The following is a 21,331-nucleotide window of genomic DNA, read 5'->3' on the forward strand; positions in this document are numbered from 1 at the left end:
CTTCGATGGCGTTAGACACCACTCAGAATGAAGGCCTTCTCCTCAACTACGTGTCACCAACCTGCTGACCGAGTACAGCTAGGCGAGCGCGCGCGGGCCAAGCAGGCTCTTCACCTCGCCGAAGAATCCGGCGGTCGTGTCGATGCGATGCGGCAGCTCGAAGACCCGAGCGGTGTCGTCGCGCACGAGGCGCAGTCTCACCTCGGTGTCACCGCGGTGACGATTCAGCACGGCATCGAGCTCGGCCACGACGTCGACGGTCGCCCGTTGCTCCCGGACGGACAGCACGATGGGCCCGGAATCGGTGCTCACGCCGAAGTCGGGGGTGCGCAGCAGGTTCGCCTGCAGTGTGATGCCATCATCGCGGTGGTTCACCCTGCCGGTGACGACGACGATCGTGTCGGCCACGAGCCCCTGCGCGAACTCTTGATACGACTTGCCCAAGAACATCACGGTCAGCTCGCCGCCGAAGTCCTCCAGCGTGATCATGCCGTACGGATTGCCCGACTGGCGGGCCACACGGTGCTGCACGCTCGTGATCAGGCCCGCGACCGTGACTTTTTCGCCGTCGTCTGGCGGGTTGTCGTTGAGTTCAGCGATACCGACTCCGGCGTGCTTGGCGAGCGCCACTTCGAGGCCGGCCAAGGGATGATCGGAGACATACAGGCCCAGCATCTCGCGCTCGAAGGCCAGCTTGTCTTTCTTCGCCCACTCCGGCCGCTCGGGAACGGCGGCTGCGGTCGTCTCGCCCTCGTCGAAGAGGCTGTCGAAGTCGAAGCCGATGTCTCCCTTGTCTTCCGCGCGCTTGTCTTTGACCGCCGACTCCACGGCCGCCTCGTGGATCTCCATGAGGGCACGACGGGTATCACCGAGTGAGTCGAAAGCGCCGGCCTTGATCAGCGACTCGATGGCTCGCTTGTTCGCCACGGGGGTCGGCACCTTCTTGAGGAAGTCGTGGAAGCCGGTGAAGCGCCCCTTGTCTTCGCGCGCCTGACGGATGCCCTCGACGACGTTGTGACCGACGTTGCGCACGGCGCCGAGACCGAAGCGAATGTCGTCGCCGACGGCGGCGAAGTACTCGATCGACTCGTTCACGTCGGGCGGCAGCACCGTGATACCCATGCGTCGACACTCGTTGAGGTAGACCGCCATCTTGTCTTTCGAGTCGCCGACGCTCGTCAGCAGGGCCGCCATGTACTCGGCCGGGTAGTGCGCCTTCAGATAGGCCGTCCAGTACGACACGACGCCGTAGGCGGCGGAGTGCGCCTTGTTGAAGGCGTAGTCGGAGAAGGGCAGCAGGATGTCCCACAGGGTCTTGGTCGCCTCGGCGGAGTAGCCGTTGGCGGCCATGCCCGCCTGGAAGCCCTCGTACTGCTTGTCGAGCTCCGACTTCTTCTTCTTGCCCATCGCCCGGCGCAGCAGGTCGGCTTGAGCGAGCGTGTAGCCGGCGAGCTTCTGGGCGATCGCCATCACCTGCTCTTGGTAGACGATCAGACCGTAGGTGGTGCCGAGCACCTCTTCCAGCGGCTCGGCAAGCTCCGGATGAATCGGCGTGATCGGCTGGCGGCCGTTCTTGCGCAGGGCATAGTTCGTGTGGCTGTCTGCACCCATCGGGCCCGGGCGGTACAGCGCGAGCACGGCGGAGATGTCTTCGAAGTTGTCGGGCTTCATCATGCGCAACAGCGAGCGCATGGGGCCGCCGTCGAGCTGGAAGACCCCGAGGGTGTCGCCGCGGGCCAGCAGCTCGTAGGCGGCGGGGTCATCCAGCGTCAGGTCTTCGAGCACCAGCTCGGTGCCCCGGTTCGCGCGAATGTTGTCGAGCGCGTCATCGATGATGGTGAGGTTGCGCAGCCCCAGGAAGTCCATCTTGATCAGGCCGAGCGACTCGCACGCGGGATAGTCGAACTGCGTGACGATCTGGCCGTCCTGCTCGCGCTTCATGATCGGGATGATGTCGATCAGCGGCTCACTCGACATGATGACGCCGGCCGCGTGCACGCCCCACTGGCGCTTCAGATTCTCGAGGCCGAGCGCCGTGTCGAAGACGCGCCGAGCATCCGGATCGGTGTCGATCACGGCGCGGAAGTCGTTCGCCTCCTTGTACCGCGGGTGGTCTTTGTCGTACATGCCCGACAGCGGCATGTCTTTGCCCATGACGGACGGCGGCATCGCCTTCGTGAGCTTTTCCCCCATGCCAAAGGGGAAACCGAGCACGCGCGAGGAGTCCTTCAGCGCCTGCTTGGCCTTGATCGTGCCGTAGGTGACGATCTGCGCGACGCGCTCGTCGCCGTACTTCTCGGTGACGTAGCGAATCACCTCGCCGCGGCGACGGTCGTCGAAGTCGACGTCGAAGTCGGGCATCGAGACGCGGTCAGGGTTCAGGAAGCGCTCGAAGATCAGCCCGTGCTCGAGCGGGTCGAGATCGGTGATACGCATGGCGTACGCGGCCATCGAACCGGCACCCGAGCCGCGGCCGGGGCCGACGCGAATGCCGTTGTCTTTCGACCAGTTGATGAAGTCGGCGACGACGAGGAAGTAGCCCGAGAACCCCATCTGCGTGATGACGCCGATCTCGTACTCGGCCTGCGCGCGGACGCGGTCGCTGATGCCGTGGGGGTAGCGCTTCTCGAGGCCCGCCCAGACCTCCTTGATGAACCAGCTGTCCTCGGTCTCTCCCTCGGGGACAGGGAAGCGGGGCATGTAGTTCGCGCTGGTGTCGAACTGCGTGTCGACCCGTTCGGCGATGAGCAGCGTGTTGTCACACGCCTCCGGATGATCGCGAAACAGTTCGCGCATCTCCCGCGCCGACTTCAGGTAGAACTCGTCAGCATCAAACTTGAAGCGATTGGGGTCGTCGAGGGTCGAGCCCGACTGCACACACAACAGCGCCGCGTGCGAACTGGCATCGCCGGGATGCGTGTAGTGCAGATCGTTCGTCGCCACGAGCGGCAGATCGAGCTCGCGGGCGAGCCGGATGAGGTCGCTCATGATGCGGCGTTCGATGCCGAGGCCGTGGTCCATGATCTCGGCGAAGTAGTTCTCTTTGCCGAAGATGTCGCGAAACTCAGCCGCGGCCTCGACGGCCTTGTCGTACTGGCCGAGTCGCAGCCGCGTCTGCACCTCGCCGCTCGGGCAGCCGGTGGTCGCGATCACGCCCTCGCTGTACCGACTCAGGAGCTCTCGGTCCATCCGGGGCTTGAAGTAGTACCCCTCGATCGAGGCGAGGGACGACATCCGGAAGAGGTTGTGCAAGCCGGTCGTGTTCTGGGCGACCATTGTGATGTGGGTGTACGCGCCCGCACCAGAGACGTCGTCTTCCCCGCCGCCTCCCCACTTCACGCGGGTCTTGTCGGTGCGATGAGTACCCGGCGTCAGATAGGCCTCGGTCCCGATGATGGGCTTGATGCCCGCCTCGGTGGCGGTGCGCCAGAAATCGAAGGCACCGAACATGTTGCCGTGGTCGGTGACGGCAATCGCGGGCATGCCCTGCGCGACGGCTTCTTCGATGAGGGGCTTCACGCGCGCCGCCCCGTCGAGCATGGAGTACTCGCTGTGCACATGCAGGTGGACGAACGAGTCAGAACTCACGGAACCTCCGTCGACGGCGTGGGCGGGCCACCAGTCTAGGTCGCGCTCGGGGTACTGCCGGGCGTGTCGCGAGGGGTGTCAGGATGCCCGAAGGACGTCGAGCGCGTGCTGCAGGTCTTCCGGGTACTCCGAGACGAATTCGACGCGCTCGCCGTGCGCGGGATGGGTGATCTCCAGGCGCATCGCGTGCAACCACTGCCGAGTGAGCCCGAGTTTGGCGCTGAGAGTCGGGTCGGCGCCGTACATCGCGTCACCCACGCAGGGGTGACGCTGCGCGGCCATGTGCACGCGGATCTGGTGGGTGCGGCCCGTCTCGAGATGCACCTCGAGCAGGGTGGCCGCGGGAAAGGCCTCGATCGTGTCGTAGTGGGTCACGGAGGGCTTTCCGCCGGCGACCACCGCGAACTTCCACGCCGAGCCCGGATGCCGGCCAATCGGGGCGTCGATCGTGCCCGAGAAGGGGTCAGGATGACCCTGCACGACCGCGTGATAGATCTTGCCCACCTCGCGGTCGTGGAACTGCCTCTTGAGCTCGCGGTAGGCGTTCTCGGACTTCGCCACCACCATCAGTCCGCTCGTACCGGCGTCGAGCCGGTGAACGATGCCTGCCCGCTCGGGTGGACCCGACGTAGCGATGCGAAAGCCCGCGCCCGCGAGTGCACCGAGCACGGTCGGGCCGTCCCAGCCGACGCTCGGGTGTGCTGCAACGCCGACCGGCTTGTCGATGACGACGATGTCGTCGTCATCGTGCACGATGCGCAGGTTCTCGACGACGACGGGGCGGATGCTCGGTTCTTCTCGGGGCTGCCAGGTCACCTCGAGCCACTGGCCGGCCGCGAGCCGGTCGGACTTGCCGACGATGCGGCCGTCGAGGCTCACACCCTGGGCATCAGCGATCTCGGCGGCCTGCGTGCGTGAAAAGCCGAGCAGCTTCGACAGGGCGACGTCGACGCGCTCCCCGGAACGGCCGTCGGGGACGGGCATCGATCGCGACTCGGTCACGACGACGCCCGTCCCCGACGGGATGCTGCGGTGCTCAGTTGCCGTAGCCCGGGTACTGCGGGTTCTGCTGACCCGGGTACACGGGGGCCGATCCCGGCGCGGAACCGGGCTGGCCGAAGGCCGGGGCGGAGGCCGGGGCGGAGGCGGGCTGGCCGTAGGCGGGCGCCGAGCCGGGAGCCGAGCCGTAGTTCTGCTCAGCGGGCTGCTGACCCCATGCGGGCTGCTCGTCGTGAGCACTCGGCTGCTGCTCGACGGGGCCGGAGGGCGCGCTGCCGCCCTGCGGCTGCGACGATCCATCGAGGTCGGCGAGCTGCGATTCGATGTACGAGCGCAGCTGCTGGCGGTACTCACGCTCAAAGGTGCGAAGCTGCTCGACCTGCTGTTCGAGGGTGGCCTTCTCGGCCGCAAGCGAGTCGACTACGGCGCGCTGCTGGCCCTCAGCCTCGGCGACGAGACGCGCGGCTTCCGCACGGCTTTCAGACAGAACGCGCTCGGCTTCGGCCTGGCCCTCGGCGATGAGCTCGTCGCGCTTCTGCATGCCCTCGCGCACGTGCTCCTCGTGCAGGCGTCGGGCAAGCTGCAGCAGGTTGGCCGTGTTCGTCGACTCGATGTCGGCCTGGCTCTGGCTGTCGTCGGCGGCCGGTGCAGCGGCGACCGGAGCGGGCTCCGGAGCCGCGGGGGCCGACGCGAAGGCGGGAGCGGGGGCGGATGCCGGCGCGGGGGCCGAGGCAGCGCTGCGCTGTGCTTCCGCGATGCGGGCGTCGGCCGCGACCAGGCGCTGGCGCAGCTCGTCATTCTCTTGGTTCAGGCGACGCAGTTCGACCACGATTTCGTCGAGGAAGTCATCGACCTCGTCTTGGTCGTAGCCTTCCCGGAACTTCGTGGACTGGAAACGCTTGTTGACGACGTCTTCGGGCGTCAGGGCCATGATCGTCACCTCGAACTTTCTGGAGCAATTGAATAACGGTGGGGTAACGCTAGCAACACTGCGTCACACCCGTCACATCTGCGGCATTCAGCGTACATCCGGCTGACCACCTGGCGCACAGTATGTCAGGGGCGCACCAGGTTCATCAGAATCCAGACGACAAACAGCACGATCATGAAGGCCAGATCCAGCTGGATGCTGCCGAGCCGCAGAGGCGGGACAACCTTCCGAACCGTGCGAATCGGGGGGTCGGTGATCGTGTAACTCAGCTCAGCCACGACCACCATGGGACCGCGCGGGCGCCAGCCCCGATTCAAGACCTGCACCCAGTCGATGATGAACCGCGCCCACAGCGCGATGAAGACGATCAGGAGCGCAAAGTAGAGAACGCTGAGAACGATCGTGACAAGCAGTTGCACGTCTCTAGTGTCTCAGGTCGCTGCTGAGAGCGCGCGTCAGTCGCGACCGACGAAGGAGGCGTCGACCTCGCTGTCAGTCTCGGCCGACTCACCGCTGACGGCCACGTGCGCAGGCGACAACAGGAACACCTTGGCCGTGACGCGTTCGATCTTGCCGTAGAGCCCCTGCGAGAGCCCGCTGGCGAAGTCGACCAGACGACGCGCCTCCGACTCGGTCATCTGCGTGAGGTTGATGATGACGGGGATGCCCTCGCGGAAGCTCTCGGCAATGACGGCGGCGTCTTTGTAGTGACGCGGGTGGACGGTCAGGATCTCGTTCATGTCGTGGGCGGCCGCGGCGGGACGCGCGGAGGCGGCCCGGCGCAGCGGGGTTACGGGCGCCTTCTGCGGCGCACTGGCGGTCGGAGCGGCGGTCGGGGCGGCGACGTGCGCGGGTGCCGCGGTCGCCGGGGTCTCGTCGTATCGCGCCTCTTCGTCGGCGAGGCCGAGGTACACCATGGTCTTGCGAAGCGGGTTGCTCATGACTAATCCTTCGTCGTCCGTGTGTTCACGAGGTTAGGGGGCGGCTGGTCGTTTGCCGGTGATTGCCGTTCCGATGCGAAGGTGTGTCGCGCCCTCGGCAATGGCGTCGGGAAAGTCACCCGACATCCCCGCGGAGATCGCCCGCGCGCCCGGGTCGAGGCGGCGCACCCGCTCGGACAACAGCCGCAGGCGGGCGAAGGCGGCCCGCGGAATCTCGTCGAGCGGGGCAACCCCCATCACGCCCGCGAGGCGTAGCTGGGGGTGCTCGAGAACGCGCTCGGCGAGCGTCTCGAGCTCGTCGGGCACGACGCCGCCTCGCCCGGGATCGTCCGTCAGGTTGACCTCGAGGAACACCTCGCACGGCTCGTCAGCCTTCGCCAGCGCCGTGACGAGCGATGGCCGATCGACCGAGTGGATGATGCGTGCGTACCCCAGAACGGCGCGCGCCTTGTTGGACTGCAGCTGCCCCACGAAATGCCAGGTGAGCGGTTCGTCGCGCAGCTCAGCCGCCTTGGGCGCCGCATCCTGATGTCGGTTCTCCCCGACGTGATGGATCCCGAGGCGCACGAGATCGCGGATGAGGGATGCGGGGTGAAATTTGGTGACCGCGATCACCGTCACGTCGTCGGGGCGACGGCCCGCATCACGGCAGGCGTCGGCAACTCGACCGAGCACGCGCTCGACGCGCTCGGCCAGCTCCCCCGTCGTGTCCATCGCCCTAGCGCAGGAACTCGGGCACGTCGAGGTCGTCGTCAACCTCGACGGCGGCGGCGTCCAGCGGATCGATCGGAGCGGTCGCACCGAGCGCCTCACCCGAACTCCACGTTTCGCCCGTCTCATCCATCCCGGCCTGCGGGGCCTCCGACTCGCTCCCCTCGGCCGCCAAGAAGCTGGAGCGCCGATCGGTGCGAATCGCCTGGGGTTCACCACCGTCGAAGCCGGCCGCGATGACGGTCACACGCACCTCATCGCCGAGCGTGTCGTCGATGACGGCGCCGAAGATGATGTTCGCCTCGGGATGCACGGCCTCCTGCACGAGACGCGCCGCGTCGTTGATCTCGAAGATTCCGAGGTTCGAACCGCCCTGGATCGACAACAGCACGCCGTGGGCGCCGTCGATACTCGCCTCGAGCAACGGGCTGGCGACCGCCAATTCCGCCGCCTTGATGGCGCGGTCGGCTCCCCTACTCGACCCGATTCCCATGAGGGCGCTTCCGGCGCCCTGCATGACGCTCTTCACGTCGGCGAAGTCAAGGTTGATGAGGCCCGGGGTGGTGATGAGGTCGGTGATGCCCTGCACACCGGCCAGCAGCACCTGGTCGGCCGTTGCGAAGGCCTCGAGCATGCTGATGCCACGATCGCTGATCTCGAGCAGCCGGTCGTTGGGTACGACGATGAGCGTGTCGACCTCGTTCTTGAGGGCCGAGACGCCATCTTCGGCTTGCGCCTGACGGCGCTTGCCCTCGAAGCTGAACGGCTTGGTCACGACACCGATGGTCAGTGCACCGATCGACTTCGCGATGCGTGCAACGACGGGGGCACCTCCCGTGCCCGTTCCGCCGCCTTCGCCGGCGGTGACGAACACCATGTCGGCACCCGCGAGCGCTTCCTCGATCTCTTCGGCGTGGTCTTCCGCCGCACGCCGACCCACCTCGGGGTCAGCGCCGGCGCCGAGGCCACGCGTGAGCTCGCGCCCGACGTCAAGCTTGACGTCGGCGTCGCTCATCAGCAGCGCCTGCGCGTCGGTGTTGATGGCGATGAATTCGACCCCGCGCAATCCGAGCTCGATCATGCGGTTGACGGCGTTGACGCCGCCGCCTCCGATGCCGACCACCTTGATGACGGCGAGGTAGTTCTGGTTCGTGGTCACGTCGGCCTCCGTTTAACCTTCAACCTCTACCTGAGGTGTAAGGTATCCTCAACTGCTGATCACCACGAACGGTACGGCCCGGGTGGCCTCCCGTGGCTCAGGCGGCGCGCGTGTCGCCTCATCCGTCCGCGTCGCGGACAACGAGGCTGTCGGGAGCAGAGACGTCGTAGATCCAGCGCGTGCCCTGGTCCGTCGCCGCGATTGCGGCGTCCAGCACACGGGCTTTCTGCGCCGAGCGCTCGGCGTCGCCCCAGATCACCACGTGGCCGCTTCCGCGCAACTCGAAGGTCACATCGTCGCGCGTCGTTGCCGTCACCGTCTCGACCCGTGCCGCCATATCGCGCGGGATGCTGATGAGCACGTCGGCGACCGCCGCAAAGGCACGCTCCCCCGCCTCGCCGCTGGCCAGCTCGATGCGCGGCAGGCCATCGGGGACATCGGTGACCGACTCAACGACGACGCCGGCCGCATCCACGAGCTCCCAGCCGTCGCCGGCCGGCAGGGCACCGACGGGGGTGCGCTCCACGATGCGAACGATCAGCGTGTTCGGCGGCACAATCTCGGTGGAATACGAGCGAATGAGTGCGAAGGAGGCCAGGTCGTCGCCGATCGCGGCGTCGGCCAGGAACGCGAGCGGAGTGCCGAGGTGCTCATCGAGCGCATCCGTGACAACGGCGGCGTCGAGCCGCTGGGTTCCGGTGACCTCGATCGTGGTGAGGGACATGAGCGGGCTGAACGTCACGGCAACCACGCCGGCGATCAGCGCACTGAACGACGCCACCGCACCCACGACGATGGCGCGTCGTCGGCGCGAGTGACGCGTGAACCGGCGCACTTCGCCGCGCTCGGCGCGACGCCGGTCGCGGGCCGCCTGGCGCTCCAGCGACCGCGCGTCGCGGCGCGCTCGCGCCGCAGCCCGCCGTAACTGCCGAGCGTCGGCCTCGGCGGGCTTCGCGTCGCGTGGCGGCGGCGCCGCCTCGCCAGCGGGCGGGGGTGCCGACCGACGAGGGGTCCCCGACGGGGGCGGGGGCGGGCCGGCGAGCCCCTCGGGACGTTTCACGGCCGCATCCGACCATCCAGCGCATCCCGAATCTGCGGGATGATGCGGTACACGTCGCCGCAGCTGAGCGTCATGACAATGTCGCCCGGCTGGGCGATCTCGGCCACCCGGCGCGCGGCGTCATCCCAGTCGGGGCGGTACGACACGTGCCCCGCATCGGCGAACGCGTCGGCGACGAGGGCGCCGGTGACCCCGGGGATCGGGTCCTCGCGCGCGCCATACACGTCGAGAACAATCGTGTGGTCAGCGCCGGTCTCGTACACGGCCGCGAATTCGGTCGCCATCGCCCGGGTACGGCTGTAGAGGTGGGGCTGGTGCACCGCGATGACGCGACCCGAGCCGACCACGCTGCGCGCCGTCTGCAGTGCCGCGGCGACCTCGGCGGGGTGGTGCGCGTAGTCGTCGTACAGTCGCACGCCATCGGCCTCGCCGTGACTTTCGAAACGGCGTTGCGTGCCGGCAAACCCATCCAGCGCACTGACCGCCTGTGCGAGCGGTACGTCGAGCACACCCAGCATGGCGATGACGCCCGCCGCATTGACCGCGTTGTGACGCCCGGGAATGGCCAGGCGCCCCGTCGCACTGCCCCCTTCGCCCTCCACCGTGAACGCGACGGGACCCTCCTCACCGATAGCAGTGAGCCGCAGATCGGCATCCGGCGCCGTACCGAAGGTGACGAGGCGAGGCCCAGAAAGCCCCGCCTCGTGATCGGCGCGCAGGCGGGCAGCGAGACGCCGAGTGGCCTCATCGTCGGCCGACAGCACGACGGTCTCACGCACGCGCGAGGCGAAGCGGTAGAAGGCGTCCTCGATGCCCTGGGCGCTGCCGTAGTGGTCGAGGTGATCGGAGTCAATGTTGGTGATGATCGCGAGGGCTGTGTCGTACAGCAGGAACGAGCCATCAGACTCATCGGCCTCGATGACGAACAGGTCGCCCGTTCCCCACGCCGCCGACGTGCCCGCCGACTGAATGACCGCGCCGTTGACGAAGGACGGGTCATGCCCGAGTTGACGCAGGGCCTCGACGGCCATACCGGTCGATGTCGACTTTCCGTGAGCCCCAGCGATGGCAACGAGCCGCTCGCCGCGCACAAGCCAGGCGAGGGCGTTCGCGCGATGCAGCACGGGAATACCGCGCTCGAGGGCGGCCACGTACTCAGCGTTGTCTTGCCACAGCGCTCCCGTCACGACGAGCGCATCGGCACCGTCAATGTGCGCGGCGTCGTGTCCGATCGCGACGGGGATACCGACCTCGCGCAGCGCCTGGACGGTTGGCGACTCGGCGCGGTCACTGCCGGTCACGCGGTGGCCACGGGCGTGCATCATGCGGGCGATGCCACTCATGCCGCTGCCACCGATTCCGACGAAGTGCAGGGCTCCGAGTTCGTCGGGCAGTACGAGGTCGAGGTCAGGTGCGATCATCGGCCATCACCCTACGCGGTTCGCGCGGCGGCCTCGCGCGCCAACGTGACGACAGCGCGCGCCGCGTCCGGTCGCGCGACCGTCGCGGCAGCAGCCGTCATGCGAGCGATCTCGGCGCGGCCCGTGAGCAGGGGTATCAGCGTCTCGGCGACCCACTCGGGGGTGAATTCCGCATCGTCCACGAGGAGCGCAGCGCCCGCCTCGCGCAGCTCGGTGGCGTTGAGCTTCTGCTCACCGTTGCCAACGGGGTACGGCACGAGCACGGAGGCCAGACCGACCGCGGCCAGCTCCGTGACGGTCGCCGCACCCGATCGGCACACAACGAGGTCGGCTGCTGCCAGCGCGAGGTGCATCTCGTCGCAGTACTCCATGACGTGGTAGCCGTCGAGTCCCGGATCGGTGCCGCCGCGTCCGGTGCCCGTGATGTGCACGACCTGCCAGCCGGCGCCGAGCAGTAGCACGATCGACGCCGACACCGTTTCGTTCAGTCGCGTGGCTCCGGTGGATCCGCCTGTGACGAGCAGGACGGGACGCTCAGCGTCGAGCCCCAGGGCGGCGAGGGCGCGGGGCCGCTCGGCGCGCCGGTCGAGGTTCGCGATCTCGGCACGCAGGGGCATGCCGACAACCGTCGCGCGTCGCAGGGGGGTGCCGGGGAACGTGGTCGCGACGACCCCGCCGAGCCAGCCGCCGAGCCGATTCGCGATGCCGGGCCGGGCATTTGCCTCGTGGACAACGAAGGGGATGCGCTCGGCCCGCGCGGCGACGTATGCGGGCGCGGCGGCGTAGCCCCCGAATCCCACCACCACGTCAACGGCGTGCTCGCGAAGGATTGCCCGCGTGCGGCGAACCGCGTCGCGGAAGCGGCTGGGAAAGCGCAGCGCGGAAACATCGGGTCGACGCGGAAACGGCACGCGCGGGATCGTGAGCAACTCGTAGCCACGCGCCGGCACCAGTCGCGCCTCCAGGCCTTCCGCCGTGCCGAGCACGGTGATCGCGACGTCGGGCTCATCGCCTCGCCAGGCATCAGCGACGGCGAGCAGGGGGTTGACGTGGCCGGCGGTACCGCCGCCGGCGAGAAGGACGGATGTCACCGTGACGCCTCCGTGAGGGGTGCGTTGCGGGTCAGCGACAAGACGACGCCGACCGCGAGCAGGGTCGCAACGAGAGAGGAACCGCCCGCCGAGATGAATGGCAAAGGCACGCCGAGCACGGGCAACATGCCGAGCACGACGGCGATGTTCACAAACGACTGCACGATGAGCCACGTCATGATGGCGCCCACGACAATTCGGCGGAACGGGTCAGCCTGGGCCCGAACGAGGCGCACGAAGGCGATGGCGAGAGCGACGAATACCGCCAGAACGACGAGCGCTCCGACGAGGCCCAGCTCTTCGCCGATGATCGCGAAGATGAAGTCGCTCTCGGCGTGCGGCAACCACGACCACTTGGCCGAGGAATTGCCCAAGCCCACACCGAACAGCCCTCCGGAGCCGAGCGCCCATGTTCCGTGCACCACCTGCCAGCACACGCCCTCGTAGTCTTCGGGCTGACAGCCATCGAGCCACACGGTGATGCGGCTGCTGCGAGACGGGCTGGAGAAGGCGAACGCGATGGCACCCGCGATCAGCCCCGCGACCAAGAGCGCCAGCTTTCCGAGCGGCGCGCCCGCGAAGTAGAGGGCACCCAGCACCATGGCGAGCATGACACCGGCGGTTCCGAGGTCGTCACCGATCAGCACCATACCGATACTGAAGAACGACAGGGGCAGGGCGGGGAAGATCACGTCCTGCCAGCTGCGCAGGCCGTCGGCTTTGTCGGCGAGCACGGCCGCGAGCCAGACGGCGAGGGCGAGCTTCAGGAACTCAGACGGTTGTGCCGTGAAGCCCCCGATGTACAGCCAGTTGCGGTTACCGCCGTACTCGTACCCGAGCGGAGTGAAAACGACGAGCGCTTGGAGCCCCACGCCGAGAATGACGAAGTGCCGCGCCCAGCGACGCCAAAAGATGGCTGGCAGTCGACCCACCATGAGCATGACGGGGATTCCGACGAGGGCGAAGAGGCCCTGGCGCACGAAGATGCCGAAGAAGTCGCCGTTTCCGCCGCTGCCCGAGATCACGAACGATGCCGACAGCACCATGACGAGCCCGAACAGCACGAGGAAGATGGTCACGCCGAGCAGCAGGATGGCGTCGCCGTTGTCGGTGCCAAAGAGCTTGCGCACCGCGACGACGGCCACCGGCGGCCGCCCGGCGGGCTCAGCGGGCGTCGGGCGAGGGGGTCGGATGCTCGTCATCCGGTCCTCCCTCCGTGTGACGTCGGACCGCGTCAGCGAATCGTCGTCCGCGGTCGGCATAGTCGGTGAACTGGTCCATGGATGCGGCTGCCGGGGCCAACAGCACCGTGTCGCCCGGCTGGGCGACCTGTGCCGCGAGCCGGACGGCTTCCGGCATCACCCCGTCAGTCTCCCCGGCCGTTACCTCCAGCACCGTGAGGTGGGGCGCGTGTCGGGCGAACGCCTCCCGCAGCGCTGAGCGATCATCGCCAATCAGAATGGCGGCGCGGAGGCGGTCTCGGTGGTCAGCAACGAGCGGTGCCAGGTCGACGCCCTTCGTGAGGCCGCCCGCAATCCAGACGACTGAGCGGTACGCGGCGAGCGCGGCGGCTGCGGCGTGGGCGTTCGTTGCCTTCGAGTCGTCGACCCAGATCACGTCGCCTCCCGCGGCGACGACCTCCGTGCGGTGGGCGTCGACGCGGAACGCACGCAGGCCGTCGCGCACCGCCCTCGGTTGCACCCCGACGGCCCGGGCAAGGGCGGCCGCGGCGAGGGTGTTCGCAAGACCGTGCGGCGTCTGTAGCCCCGCCTCGCGCAGGTCGGCGAGGGTGGCCAGTTCGAGGGCGCTGGTGTGCCGCTCGGCCAGAAAGGCGCGATCGACGATGAGGTCGTCAACCACGCCAATGTCGCTCGGCCCCGGGGTGTCTGAGCCGAATCCGATGGCGCGGCAGCCCTCGATCACGTCCGCCCCTTCGACCATGCGCATGGTTGCCTCGTCGCGGCGGTTGTACACGCAGGCGACGCGGGTGTTCTCGTACACCTTCGCCTTGGCGTCGCGGTACGCCTGCGCCGAGCCGTGCCAGTCGTAGTGGTCATCTGCCAGGTTGAGGCAAGCGCTCGCGAGCGGAACCAGCGCACCGGGACCGCTCGTCGGCAGCCAGTGCAGCTGGAAACTCGACAACTCGACCACGAGCACGTCGAAGCCGGCCGGATCGCGCACCGCGTCGAGGACGGGCACGCCGATGTTTCCGCAGGGAGCGGCGCGCAGCCCCGCCTCCCGCAGCATCGTGGCGGTCAGCTGGGTCGTCGTGGTCTTCCCGTTGGTACCCGTGATGAGCACCCACTCGGCAGCGGGCTCCACCTTGTCGCGCACCCGCCACGCCAACTCGATGTCTCCCCAGAGCGGGATGCCCGCATCCTGGATGGCGCGGATCAGCGGCTGGTCGGGGCGGAAGCCGGGCGAGACGATCGCGAGGTCCGCGCCGAGCGCGAGGACGGCATCCGCATCGCTCGAGTCGTCGCCGGAGAGTTCGACGAGGTCGACGCCGATGACCGGGAGGATGCGCGCCCGGTCAGCGTCGGGGGTGCGTGCCGCCACGGTCACGCGGGCGCCGAGTTCGGCGAGCGTGTCTGCCGCGGCGAAGCCCGTCACCCCGAGGCCGAGCACCACGACGCGGAGGCCCTGCCAGTCGGCGCGCCAGCTCGTCAGATGATCGAGCGGCCCCGTCACAGGTGGCTGATCCACTCGAGATAGAAGAGTCCGACACCGACGGCGACGAAGAGCCCGCCGATCAGCCAGAACCGGACGACGACGGTGACCTCGGCCCAGCCCTTCAGTTCGAAGTGATGGTGCAACGGGCTCATCAGGAAGATGCGCTTGCCGCCGGTGATCTTGAAGTATGCGCGCTGCACGATGACCGAGCCGGTGACGATGAGGAACAGGCCACCCATCAGGATCAGCAGCAGCTGCGTGTGGGTGAGGATCGCCAGCGCGGCCAGCGCCCCGCCGATGGCGAGTGAGCCGGTGTCTCCCATGAAGATCTGCGCGGGCGAGGTGTTCCACCACAGGAACCCGATGAGGCTCGCGGCAATCGCCGCGGCAACGATCGCGAGGTCGAGCGAGTCGCGCACGTCGTAGCACTTGAACGCCACGGCGGGATCCAGGCCCGCGTTCGAGCACGACTGGTTGAACTGCCAGAACGCGATGATGATGTAGCCGACGATCGACAGGATGGAGGCTCCCGTGGCGAGCCCGTCGAGACCGTCGGCGACGTTCACCGCGTTCGAGGTGCTCACGACGATGATGTTCACCCAGATCGCGAACAGGATCATCGCGCCCACCGAGCCGAAGGTGGCGAAGTCGAGCCACTCGATGTCGCGCACGGCGGAGATCTGCGTCGACGCGGGGGTCAGGCCCTGGCGGTCGGGGAAGTTGATCGCGACGAGCGCGAAGGCGGTAGCGACGATCACCTGGCCGGCGATCTTCGCCCACCCGCCGAGGCCGAGGCTGCGCTGGTTGCGCACCTTGGAGAAGTCGTCGATGAAGCCGACGATGGCGAGACCGGCGAAGATGCCGAGCACGAGCAGGCCACTCAGCGTGAACGGTTCACCGGCGACGAGGTGGCCGAAGACGTAGCCGAGTCCCGCGCCAAGCACGACGACGATGCCGCCCATCGTGGGCGTGCCGCGCTTGGTGTGGTGGGTCTGCGGCCCGTCCTCGCGGATGAACTGTCCCCACTCGATGCGCTTGAACAGGCGCACGAACACCGGCGTCGTGAACAGGGTGAAGGCCAGGGCGAAGGCGCCGGCAAACAGCAGGGCAATCACGTGACGGCTCCGATCAGCCGGTCGACGATCGGGGTGAGGTCGGTACGGCCTCCCCCGGTCACCAGCACAGTGTCTCCGGCGCGAACTCTGTCACGCAGGCCAGCGTAGGCCTCATCGGCCGTGTCGACGAGGAGCGACTCCCCATCCCACGAACCCTCGAGGCCCGCCGCGTTGTGCAGGTGGCGGGCGCCGTGGCCGATCACGATGAGTTGCGACACGTCGAGGCGCACCACAATGCGCCCGAGCGCATCGTGGGCCTCGAACCAGTCGGCCGGTTCCGTCTCGAGCTCACCGACGACGGCAAACGACCGCGCCGCGGTGCCACGCGTCAGCCCGGCGAGCACCTGCAACGACCGTCGCACCTCGGCGGGCGTCACCGCGCCGCGGTCGTCAATGACGAGAATGTCGTCGGGCGCCGTCAGACGCGCGCATCGACGAGGAACGTCTCGGATGCTGGCGGCCGCCTCGAGCGCGTCGGCGAGCGTCGCGCCGTCGGCGATTCTGTCGTCGATCGCGCGAATTGCCGCATCGACGGCGACCTCGCCGAGGGCATCGATCGTGACCTCTGCGCGTTCCTCTCCGTGCCGAAGCGACAGCACGGTGCCGGCGCGAGAGGCGATGACGTCGTCGACCGTGACGGCCATCACGCCCACCCCGCCTCGCGCAGAGCCGCGCGAGCTTCGTCACGGGCCGAGTACGGCGTTCGCACGCCCTGAATGTCGCGGTAGTCCTGGTGGCCGGGGCCAGCCCACAAGATCGAGTCGCCCTCGCGGGCACGGCTCACGGCGACGCGAATCGCCTGCTCGGGCGGGCTGACCTCGTGAATCTCGTCGGGCTGGTTGGCAGCCAGCGCCGCGCCCTCCATGAGGGTGCGGCGGATCGAGGCCGGGTCTTCAAAGCGCGGGTGGTGGTCGGTGATGACGAGGATGTCGCAGCCCTCGGCGGCGACCCTGGCCATCTCGTGGCGCTTGGTCGCGTCGCGGTCGCCGTCGGCGCCGAACACCATGATCGTGCGCCCGGTCGTGAGGCGCCGCACGGCGGCCAGAGTGTTCTCGAACGCGTCAGCACTGTGGCCGAAGTCGACGTAGACGGTCGGGCCGCGATCGCCCGACACGCGCTCGGTGCGGCCAGGCAGGTAGGCCTGCACCCCGGCCGACAGCACCTCCTGCAGCCGCGCGAAGTCGTGCCCGCCCTCCAGCAACATGACGATCACGAGTCCGGCGTTCGCCGCCATGTGCCGTCCGATGATCGGGATGCTCGTGGCGAGCATCCGCCCGTCGCGCGCGGTGAGCGTGAACGCCGTGTACTGCGGCGTCTCCTCCGTGACCACGACGCGCCAGTCGGCGTCGATGTCGTCGCGCGAGGTGATCGTGGTCGTGGGGATGTCGGCCGCCTCCACGACGCGAGCGCCCCACGGGGAATCGAGGCAGACAACACCACGCCGAGCACGATCCGGCATGAACAGCGGCACCTTCGCGGCGAAGTACTCGTCCATGTCGGCGTAGTCGTCGAGGTGATCGTGGCTGAGATTGGTGAAGCCGACGACGTCGTGCACGATGCCGTCGACTCGGTGCCGGCTGAGCGCCTGCGCGCTGACCTCGACCGCGACCGACGTGACCCCCGCCTCGCGCATGCGTGCGAGCAGGGCGTGCATCTCGGTTGCCTCCGGCGTCGTCAGGCGGCTGACGACCGTCAGGTCGCCGATGTGCCGCTCCGCGGTGGAGGTGAGACCCGCCGTTTCGCCGAGCTGCGTCAGCATCCCCTTCATCAGGTACACGCTGGACGTCTTGCCGTTGGTCCCCGTGATTCCGTAGAGCACGGCCGGGTTATCAGCGGTCTCGTAGACCCACGCGCTCAGTTCGCCGAGACGGCTGCGCGGATTATCGACCACCAGAACGGGAACGTCGAGCTCTCCGATGAGGTCGGCGCCCGCGGCGTCGGTGAGGATGGCGACGGCGCCCGCCTGGACGGCGTCGGCGGCGAACTCGGCGCCGTGACGGTGCTGCCCGCGCACGCCCACGTAGAGGTCGCCGGGGTGCAGGTCGCTCGTCGACAGCGTGATGCCGGTCACCGACACGTCGGCGAGTTCGCCGCGCACGTCGATTCCCGCGACATCGCGCACGAGCTGCTCGAGCGAACGGGGGCGAGGATGCTCGGGGCGCAGAACCGGAGGAATGCGACCTGACACGCGCGACCTCTTCTTTCGACTTCTCGTTCCTACCAGGTGGTGGGTAGGCGGGGCGGGGGCTGCGTGCTCGGCGCCACCCGGAAGGTCTTCAAGACCTGCGTCATGATCTGCTGGAACGGAGGCGCCGCAGCCGCGGCGACCTTCATCGTATCGGGCTTGCCGAGCGTCACAATGACCACGAATTCGGGGTTCTCGGCGGGGGCCAGACCCGCGACCGACACGATGCGCTCGCTGGTGTAGACACCGTTGACGGGAACCTCGGCGGTACCCGTCTTCGCGGCGACGCGGTAGCCGGGAACCGTCAACTGCGGGCCGACGAATCCCTCGGTGACCACCGACTCGAGAATCTGCACCGTCTGGTTCGCCGCCTGCTGCGAGATCACCCGCGTGCCCTTGTCCTCAGGCAGGTGCGTCACCTCGTCATCGCGCTCGCATCCGGTGACAAGGGTGAGTGGCTGCAAGACGCCGCCGTTCGCAATGGCCTGGTAGGCCTGCGCCATCTGCGCGCTCGTCACCGAGATGGACTGGCCGAACAGCTGCATGTAGGCGCCGTGTCCGTCGATCGACTCGGCGGGCCGCACGATGCCCGACTCTTCACCGAGGAACGACACCGACGTTGGCGAGCCGAACCCGAAATCGAGGAAGTACTGCTCCCGCTGCGCGAACGTCAGCCGTTCGCCGAGCAGGGAGGTGCCGACGTTCGACGAGTTCATCAGAATGCCGGCGGTCGTGAGTTTCAGGCCGTCGTGCGCCCACGCATCCCGAATCTGCCAGCCATTGATGGTGTTGTAGCGCGCCGGAACGGTCACGCGCTCCCCCGGCGTCGTCACGCCGGCGTCAAGCATCGCGGCGATCGAGATCGACTTCATGGTCGAGCCCGGCTCGTACGGCCACGAGAAGATGCGCGAGCCGAGGTTGTCGGGGTGCGTCGCGTTCACGTCGTTGGGGTCAACGGTCGGCCAGTCGGCCGCCGCGATGATGTGCCCGTCTCGCACGCGAACGACCATGGCGGTCGCCCAGTCGGCGCCCACCGCGGTGGCCTGTTCGGCCAGTCGCTGCTGCGCAAACCACTGGATGTCGGAGTCGATGGTCAGGTGCAACGTGCCGCCGTCGACCGGCTCCTGATGCACCACGGTGCTGCCGGGCAGGCGCACGCCGTCGGCCCCGCGCTCGAAGGTCGACGAGCCGTCGACCGCAGCCAGGCACTCATCGAGTCTCAGCTCGAGCCCGGTCTGCGGGCCATCGGTGCCCAGGAAGCCCACGAGGTTGCCGGCGACCTGGCCGTTCGGGTACGTGCGCGCGGCAATGCGCTCGGAGTACACCCAGGGGATGCGCAAATCACGCACCTGCTGAAACACGTCGGTGGGCACCCGCCGCACGAGATAGGCGTGATCGCTCTGGGGATTCACCTCGAGTGCCGCCTCGATGCGCTCCAGGAGGTCGAGCGGCTCGGTGTCGGTGATCTCCGCGATCGCCGAGAGCGCGTCCCACACGCTGTGCCGTTCGCGCTCGCCCGTCTCGCGGTTCACCAGGGTGTAGTCGCCGACGAAGCGCGGCGAAACCGTGATGTCGTAGCGGTACACCGAGTCGGCGAGGGCCACGCCGTTGCGGTCGACGATGTCGCCGCGCAGGCCCTGCAGCGTCTGAGGAATGGAGCGTCGAGCCTCCGCCTCGGTCGCGAGGTCGGCGGCGCGCACGACCTGGATGTCGACCAGCCGAACGACGAACGCCGAGACGATGATCACCATGACGAGCACGGTCGCGGCGACCCGGCGACGTGTGCGGCGATCCGAAGTCACGGGGCTCCTTCCGTGCGTGTGGTCAGTGGTGGCGAGAAGACGGGGTCACTGGGTGATCGGGGCGGGAAGGGGGTCGGGACCGGTGGGCTCTTCGGCGGAGGCTAGTGGCCCCGGCGACGACGGCGTCGGAGCCACGCCCAACGCCTCCCCCGCCGCCGCCGGGACCACGAGCGGCACGTCGACGAGCAGCACATTGCCGACGTTGCTGTCGCGCCCGCCGAGGACTCCCGACTGGGCGCTTGCGGCGACCGGCGTTCCCAGCACGGCCGCGTCCGCCAACCGAAGGTAGGCGGAGGATGAGTTGACCACCATGCCGAGCGACTCGGCTTGCGCGGCCAGATTCTGCGGAGACTCGAGGCGCGCCAGATTCTCGGACAGCACCTGCGAGCTGCGGTTGAGCTCGACCAGCTGCGCCTCGGCGGCGGTGATGCGATACGCCCCCTCCGACAGCTGGATGCTCAGCATGAGCTGGGCAAGCAGGATGGCGAAGACGCCGCTCACGGCGATGGTCGCCGCGAACGCCCGGGGACGCTGCCGGCGCTGCTCGCGTGTGGGGGCAACCTCGACCGGACGCAGGCGTCGCCGCCGCGGTTCGACCGCGGGGCCGGGTGCCGTGGCCGGAGCACCGAGAGGCCGGGCGAGCGCGCTCATGCCACGTCTCGCAGCCGCTCAGCCGCGCGCAACCGCACGGGAATCGCCCGGGGGTTACGGGCACGCTCGGCGTCATCGGCCTGCTCAGCGCCCCGAACAAGCAGGCGCAACTCCGGGGCATGCTCGGGCAATTCGACGGGAAGGCCGGCGGGTGCGGTGGATCGGCTGCGGGCCGCCAGCTCACGCTTCACGATGCGGTCTTCGAGCGACTGGTAGGCCAGCACCACGATGCGCCCGCCGACCGCGAGCGCGCTGATGGCGGCGGGAAGCGCCGCCTCGAGCGCGGCGAGCTCGGCGTTCACCTCGATACGCAACGCCTGGTACACCCGCTTCGCGGGGTGACCGGGACGACGGGCTGCCTGGGGGGTCGCGTCGGCAATGATGCGATTCAGCTGGTCGCTGCGCTCGATGGGCGCCTCGGCGCGGCGCTCGACGATGCGTCGGGCGTACCGGGCAGCCAGCTGCTCCTCGCCGTAGCGGTGGAAGATGCGCCGAAGGTCGGCTTCCGAATAACCGGCGAGGATCTCCGCGGCGGTGACGCCGGTCGTGCGGTCCATGCGCATGTCGAGCGGTGCATCCTGCGCGTACGCGAAACCGCGCTCAGCCTCGTCGAGCTGCATCGAGGAAACCCCGAGGTCGAATAGGACGCCCTGGACGCGGGCGATATCGAGCTCATCCAGCGCCTCCCGCACCCGGTCGTACACCGTGTGCACCGGGCGGAAGCGGTCGCCGAACGGCGCGAGCCGCTCGGTGGCGAGTCTCAGCGCGTCGGGGTCGCGGTCGAAACCAACGACGGTCAGGTGCGGAAAACGCCGCAGGGCGGCTTCCGTGTGGCCACCGAGGCCGAGAGTGGCGTCGATGAGCACGGCGCCCGGCGCATCAATGGCCGGGGCGAGCAGCTCGAGACAGCGCTCGAGCAGGACGGGAACGTGGCGGTCGGCGCTCATGGGAGGTATCGGCCGAGCGCGGGGCCCGGATCCCCATCCGTGCGACCTGGCACCGGG

General features: G+C 68.5%; 18 protein-coding genes. All 18 read right to left on the reverse strand.

Annotation, left to right across the window (positions count from 1 at the left end):
- Positions 1–78: 78 nt before the first annotated feature.
- The 18 genes from dnaE to rsmH all read right to left on the reverse strand — a co-directional run bounded on the left by dnaE (position 79) and on the right by rsmH (position 21,274).
- On the reverse strand, positions 79–3,540 hold the full coding sequence (dnaE, locus tag ACK4SC_RS06710) for a DNA polymerase III subunit alpha (RefSeq protein ID WP_409616724.1): 3,462 nt from the start codon (positions 3,538–3,540) through the stop codon (positions 79–81).
- A gap of 126 nt (positions 3,541–3,666) precedes the next feature.
- Positions 3,667–4,572 (reverse strand): RluA family pseudouridine synthase, encoded by a 906-nt coding sequence (locus tag ACK4SC_RS06715; RefSeq protein WP_409616725.1) that lies wholly within the window; start codon positions 4,570–4,572, stop codon positions 3,667–3,669.
- A gap of 52 nt (positions 4,573–4,624) precedes the next feature.
- Positions 4,625–5,518 carry a DivIVA domain-containing protein gene (locus ACK4SC_RS06720; RefSeq protein ID WP_409616350.1) on the reverse strand — a complete coding sequence of 298 codons (894 nt, stop codon included), beginning with the start codon at positions 5,516–5,518 and terminating at the stop codon, positions 4,625–4,627.
- A 125-nt stretch (positions 5,519–5,643) separates the two neighbouring features.
- Positions 5,644–5,937: a YggT family protein gene (locus ACK4SC_RS06725; RefSeq protein WP_096421277.1), complete on the reverse strand. Its 294-nt coding sequence runs from the start codon at positions 5,935–5,937 to the stop codon at positions 5,644–5,646.
- A gap of 36 nt (positions 5,938–5,973) precedes the next feature.
- Positions 5,974–6,459, reverse strand: coding sequence for a cell division protein SepF (locus ACK4SC_RS06730; RefSeq protein ID WP_409616353.1), 486 nt, complete (start codon positions 6,457–6,459; stop codon positions 5,974–5,976).
- 33 nt (positions 6,460–6,492) lie between these two features.
- Positions 6,493–7,173: a YggS family pyridoxal phosphate-dependent enzyme gene (locus ACK4SC_RS06735; protein WP_409616356.1), complete on the reverse strand. Its 681-nt coding sequence runs from the start codon at positions 7,171–7,173 to the stop codon at positions 6,493–6,495.
- A 4-nt stretch (positions 7,174–7,177) separates the two neighbouring features.
- A complete protein-coding gene (gene ftsZ, locus ACK4SC_RS06740) occupies positions 7,178–8,329 on the reverse strand; it encodes a cell division protein FtsZ (protein ID WP_409616359.1) in 1,152 nt (383 codons plus the stop codon).
- A gap of 118 nt (positions 8,330–8,447) precedes the next feature.
- Entirely contained in the window at positions 8,448–9,389 is a 942-nt protein-coding gene (locus ACK4SC_RS06745) for an FtsQ-type POTRA domain-containing protein (RefSeq protein ID WP_409616361.1), read from the reverse strand.
- Positions 9,386–10,810, reverse strand: a complete 1,425-nt coding sequence (gene murC, locus ACK4SC_RS06750; protein WP_409616364.1) for a UDP-N-acetylmuramate--L-alanine ligase — start codon at positions 10,808–10,810, stop codon at positions 9,386–9,388. The genes ACK4SC_RS06745 and murC overlap by 4 nt, the downstream gene beginning before the upstream one ends.
- An 11-nt stretch (positions 10,811–10,821) precedes the next feature.
- Positions 10,822–11,901 carry an undecaprenyldiphospho-muramoylpentapeptide beta-N-acetylglucosaminyltransferase gene (gene murG / locus ACK4SC_RS06755; protein ID WP_409616367.1) on the reverse strand — a complete coding sequence of 360 codons (1,080 nt, stop codon included), beginning with the start codon at positions 11,899–11,901 and terminating at the stop codon, positions 10,822–10,824.
- Positions 11,898–13,103 (reverse strand): putative lipid II flippase FtsW, encoded by a 1,206-nt coding sequence (gene ftsW, locus ACK4SC_RS06760; RefSeq protein ID WP_409616370.1) that lies wholly within the window; start codon positions 13,101–13,103, stop codon positions 11,898–11,900. The genes murG and ftsW overlap by 4 nt, the downstream gene beginning before the upstream one ends.
- On the reverse strand, positions 13,066–14,607 hold the full coding sequence (gene murD, locus ACK4SC_RS06765) for a UDP-N-acetylmuramoyl-L-alanine--D-glutamate ligase (protein WP_409616373.1): 1,542 nt from the start codon (positions 14,605–14,607) through the stop codon (positions 13,066–13,068). Before murD ends, ftsW begins: the two co-directional genes overlap by 38 nt.
- Positions 14,589–15,689 (reverse strand): phospho-N-acetylmuramoyl-pentapeptide-transferase, encoded by a 1,101-nt coding sequence (gene mraY, locus ACK4SC_RS06770; protein WP_409616376.1) that lies wholly within the window; start codon positions 15,687–15,689, stop codon positions 14,589–14,591. The genes murD and mraY overlap by 19 nt, the downstream gene beginning before the upstream one ends.
- Complete coding sequence (locus tag ACK4SC_RS06775; RefSeq protein WP_409616726.1) at positions 15,686–16,333, reverse strand: glutamate ligase domain-containing protein; 648 nt, start codon at positions 16,331–16,333, stop codon at positions 15,686–15,688. The genes mraY and ACK4SC_RS06775 overlap by 4 nt, the downstream gene beginning before the upstream one ends.
- Complete coding sequence (locus tag ACK4SC_RS06780) at positions 16,333–17,877, reverse strand: Mur ligase family protein (protein WP_409616378.1); 1,545 nt, start codon at positions 17,875–17,877, stop codon at positions 16,333–16,335. Before ACK4SC_RS06780 ends, ACK4SC_RS06775 begins: the two co-directional genes overlap by 1 nt.
- A 29-nt stretch (positions 17,878–17,906) precedes the next feature.
- Positions 17,907–19,676, reverse strand: a complete 1,770-nt coding sequence (locus ACK4SC_RS06785; protein WP_409616380.1) for a peptidoglycan D,D-transpeptidase FtsI family protein — start codon at positions 19,674–19,676, stop codon at positions 17,907–17,909.
- Between the two features lie 45 nt (positions 19,677–19,721).
- Entirely contained in the window at positions 19,722–20,327 is a 606-nt protein-coding gene (locus tag ACK4SC_RS06790; protein WP_409616382.1) for a hypothetical protein, read from the reverse strand.
- Complete coding sequence (gene rsmH, locus ACK4SC_RS06795; protein WP_409616385.1) at positions 20,324–21,274, reverse strand: 16S rRNA (cytosine(1402)-N(4))-methyltransferase RsmH; 951 nt, start codon at positions 21,272–21,274, stop codon at positions 20,324–20,326. Before rsmH ends, ACK4SC_RS06790 begins: the two co-directional genes overlap by 4 nt.
- Positions 21,275–21,331 lie beyond the last annotated feature (57 nt).

It is taken from the genome of Microcella sp. (assembly GCF_046293215.1).
GTDB lineage: Bacteria > Actinomycetota > Actinomycetes > Actinomycetales > Microbacteriaceae > Microcella.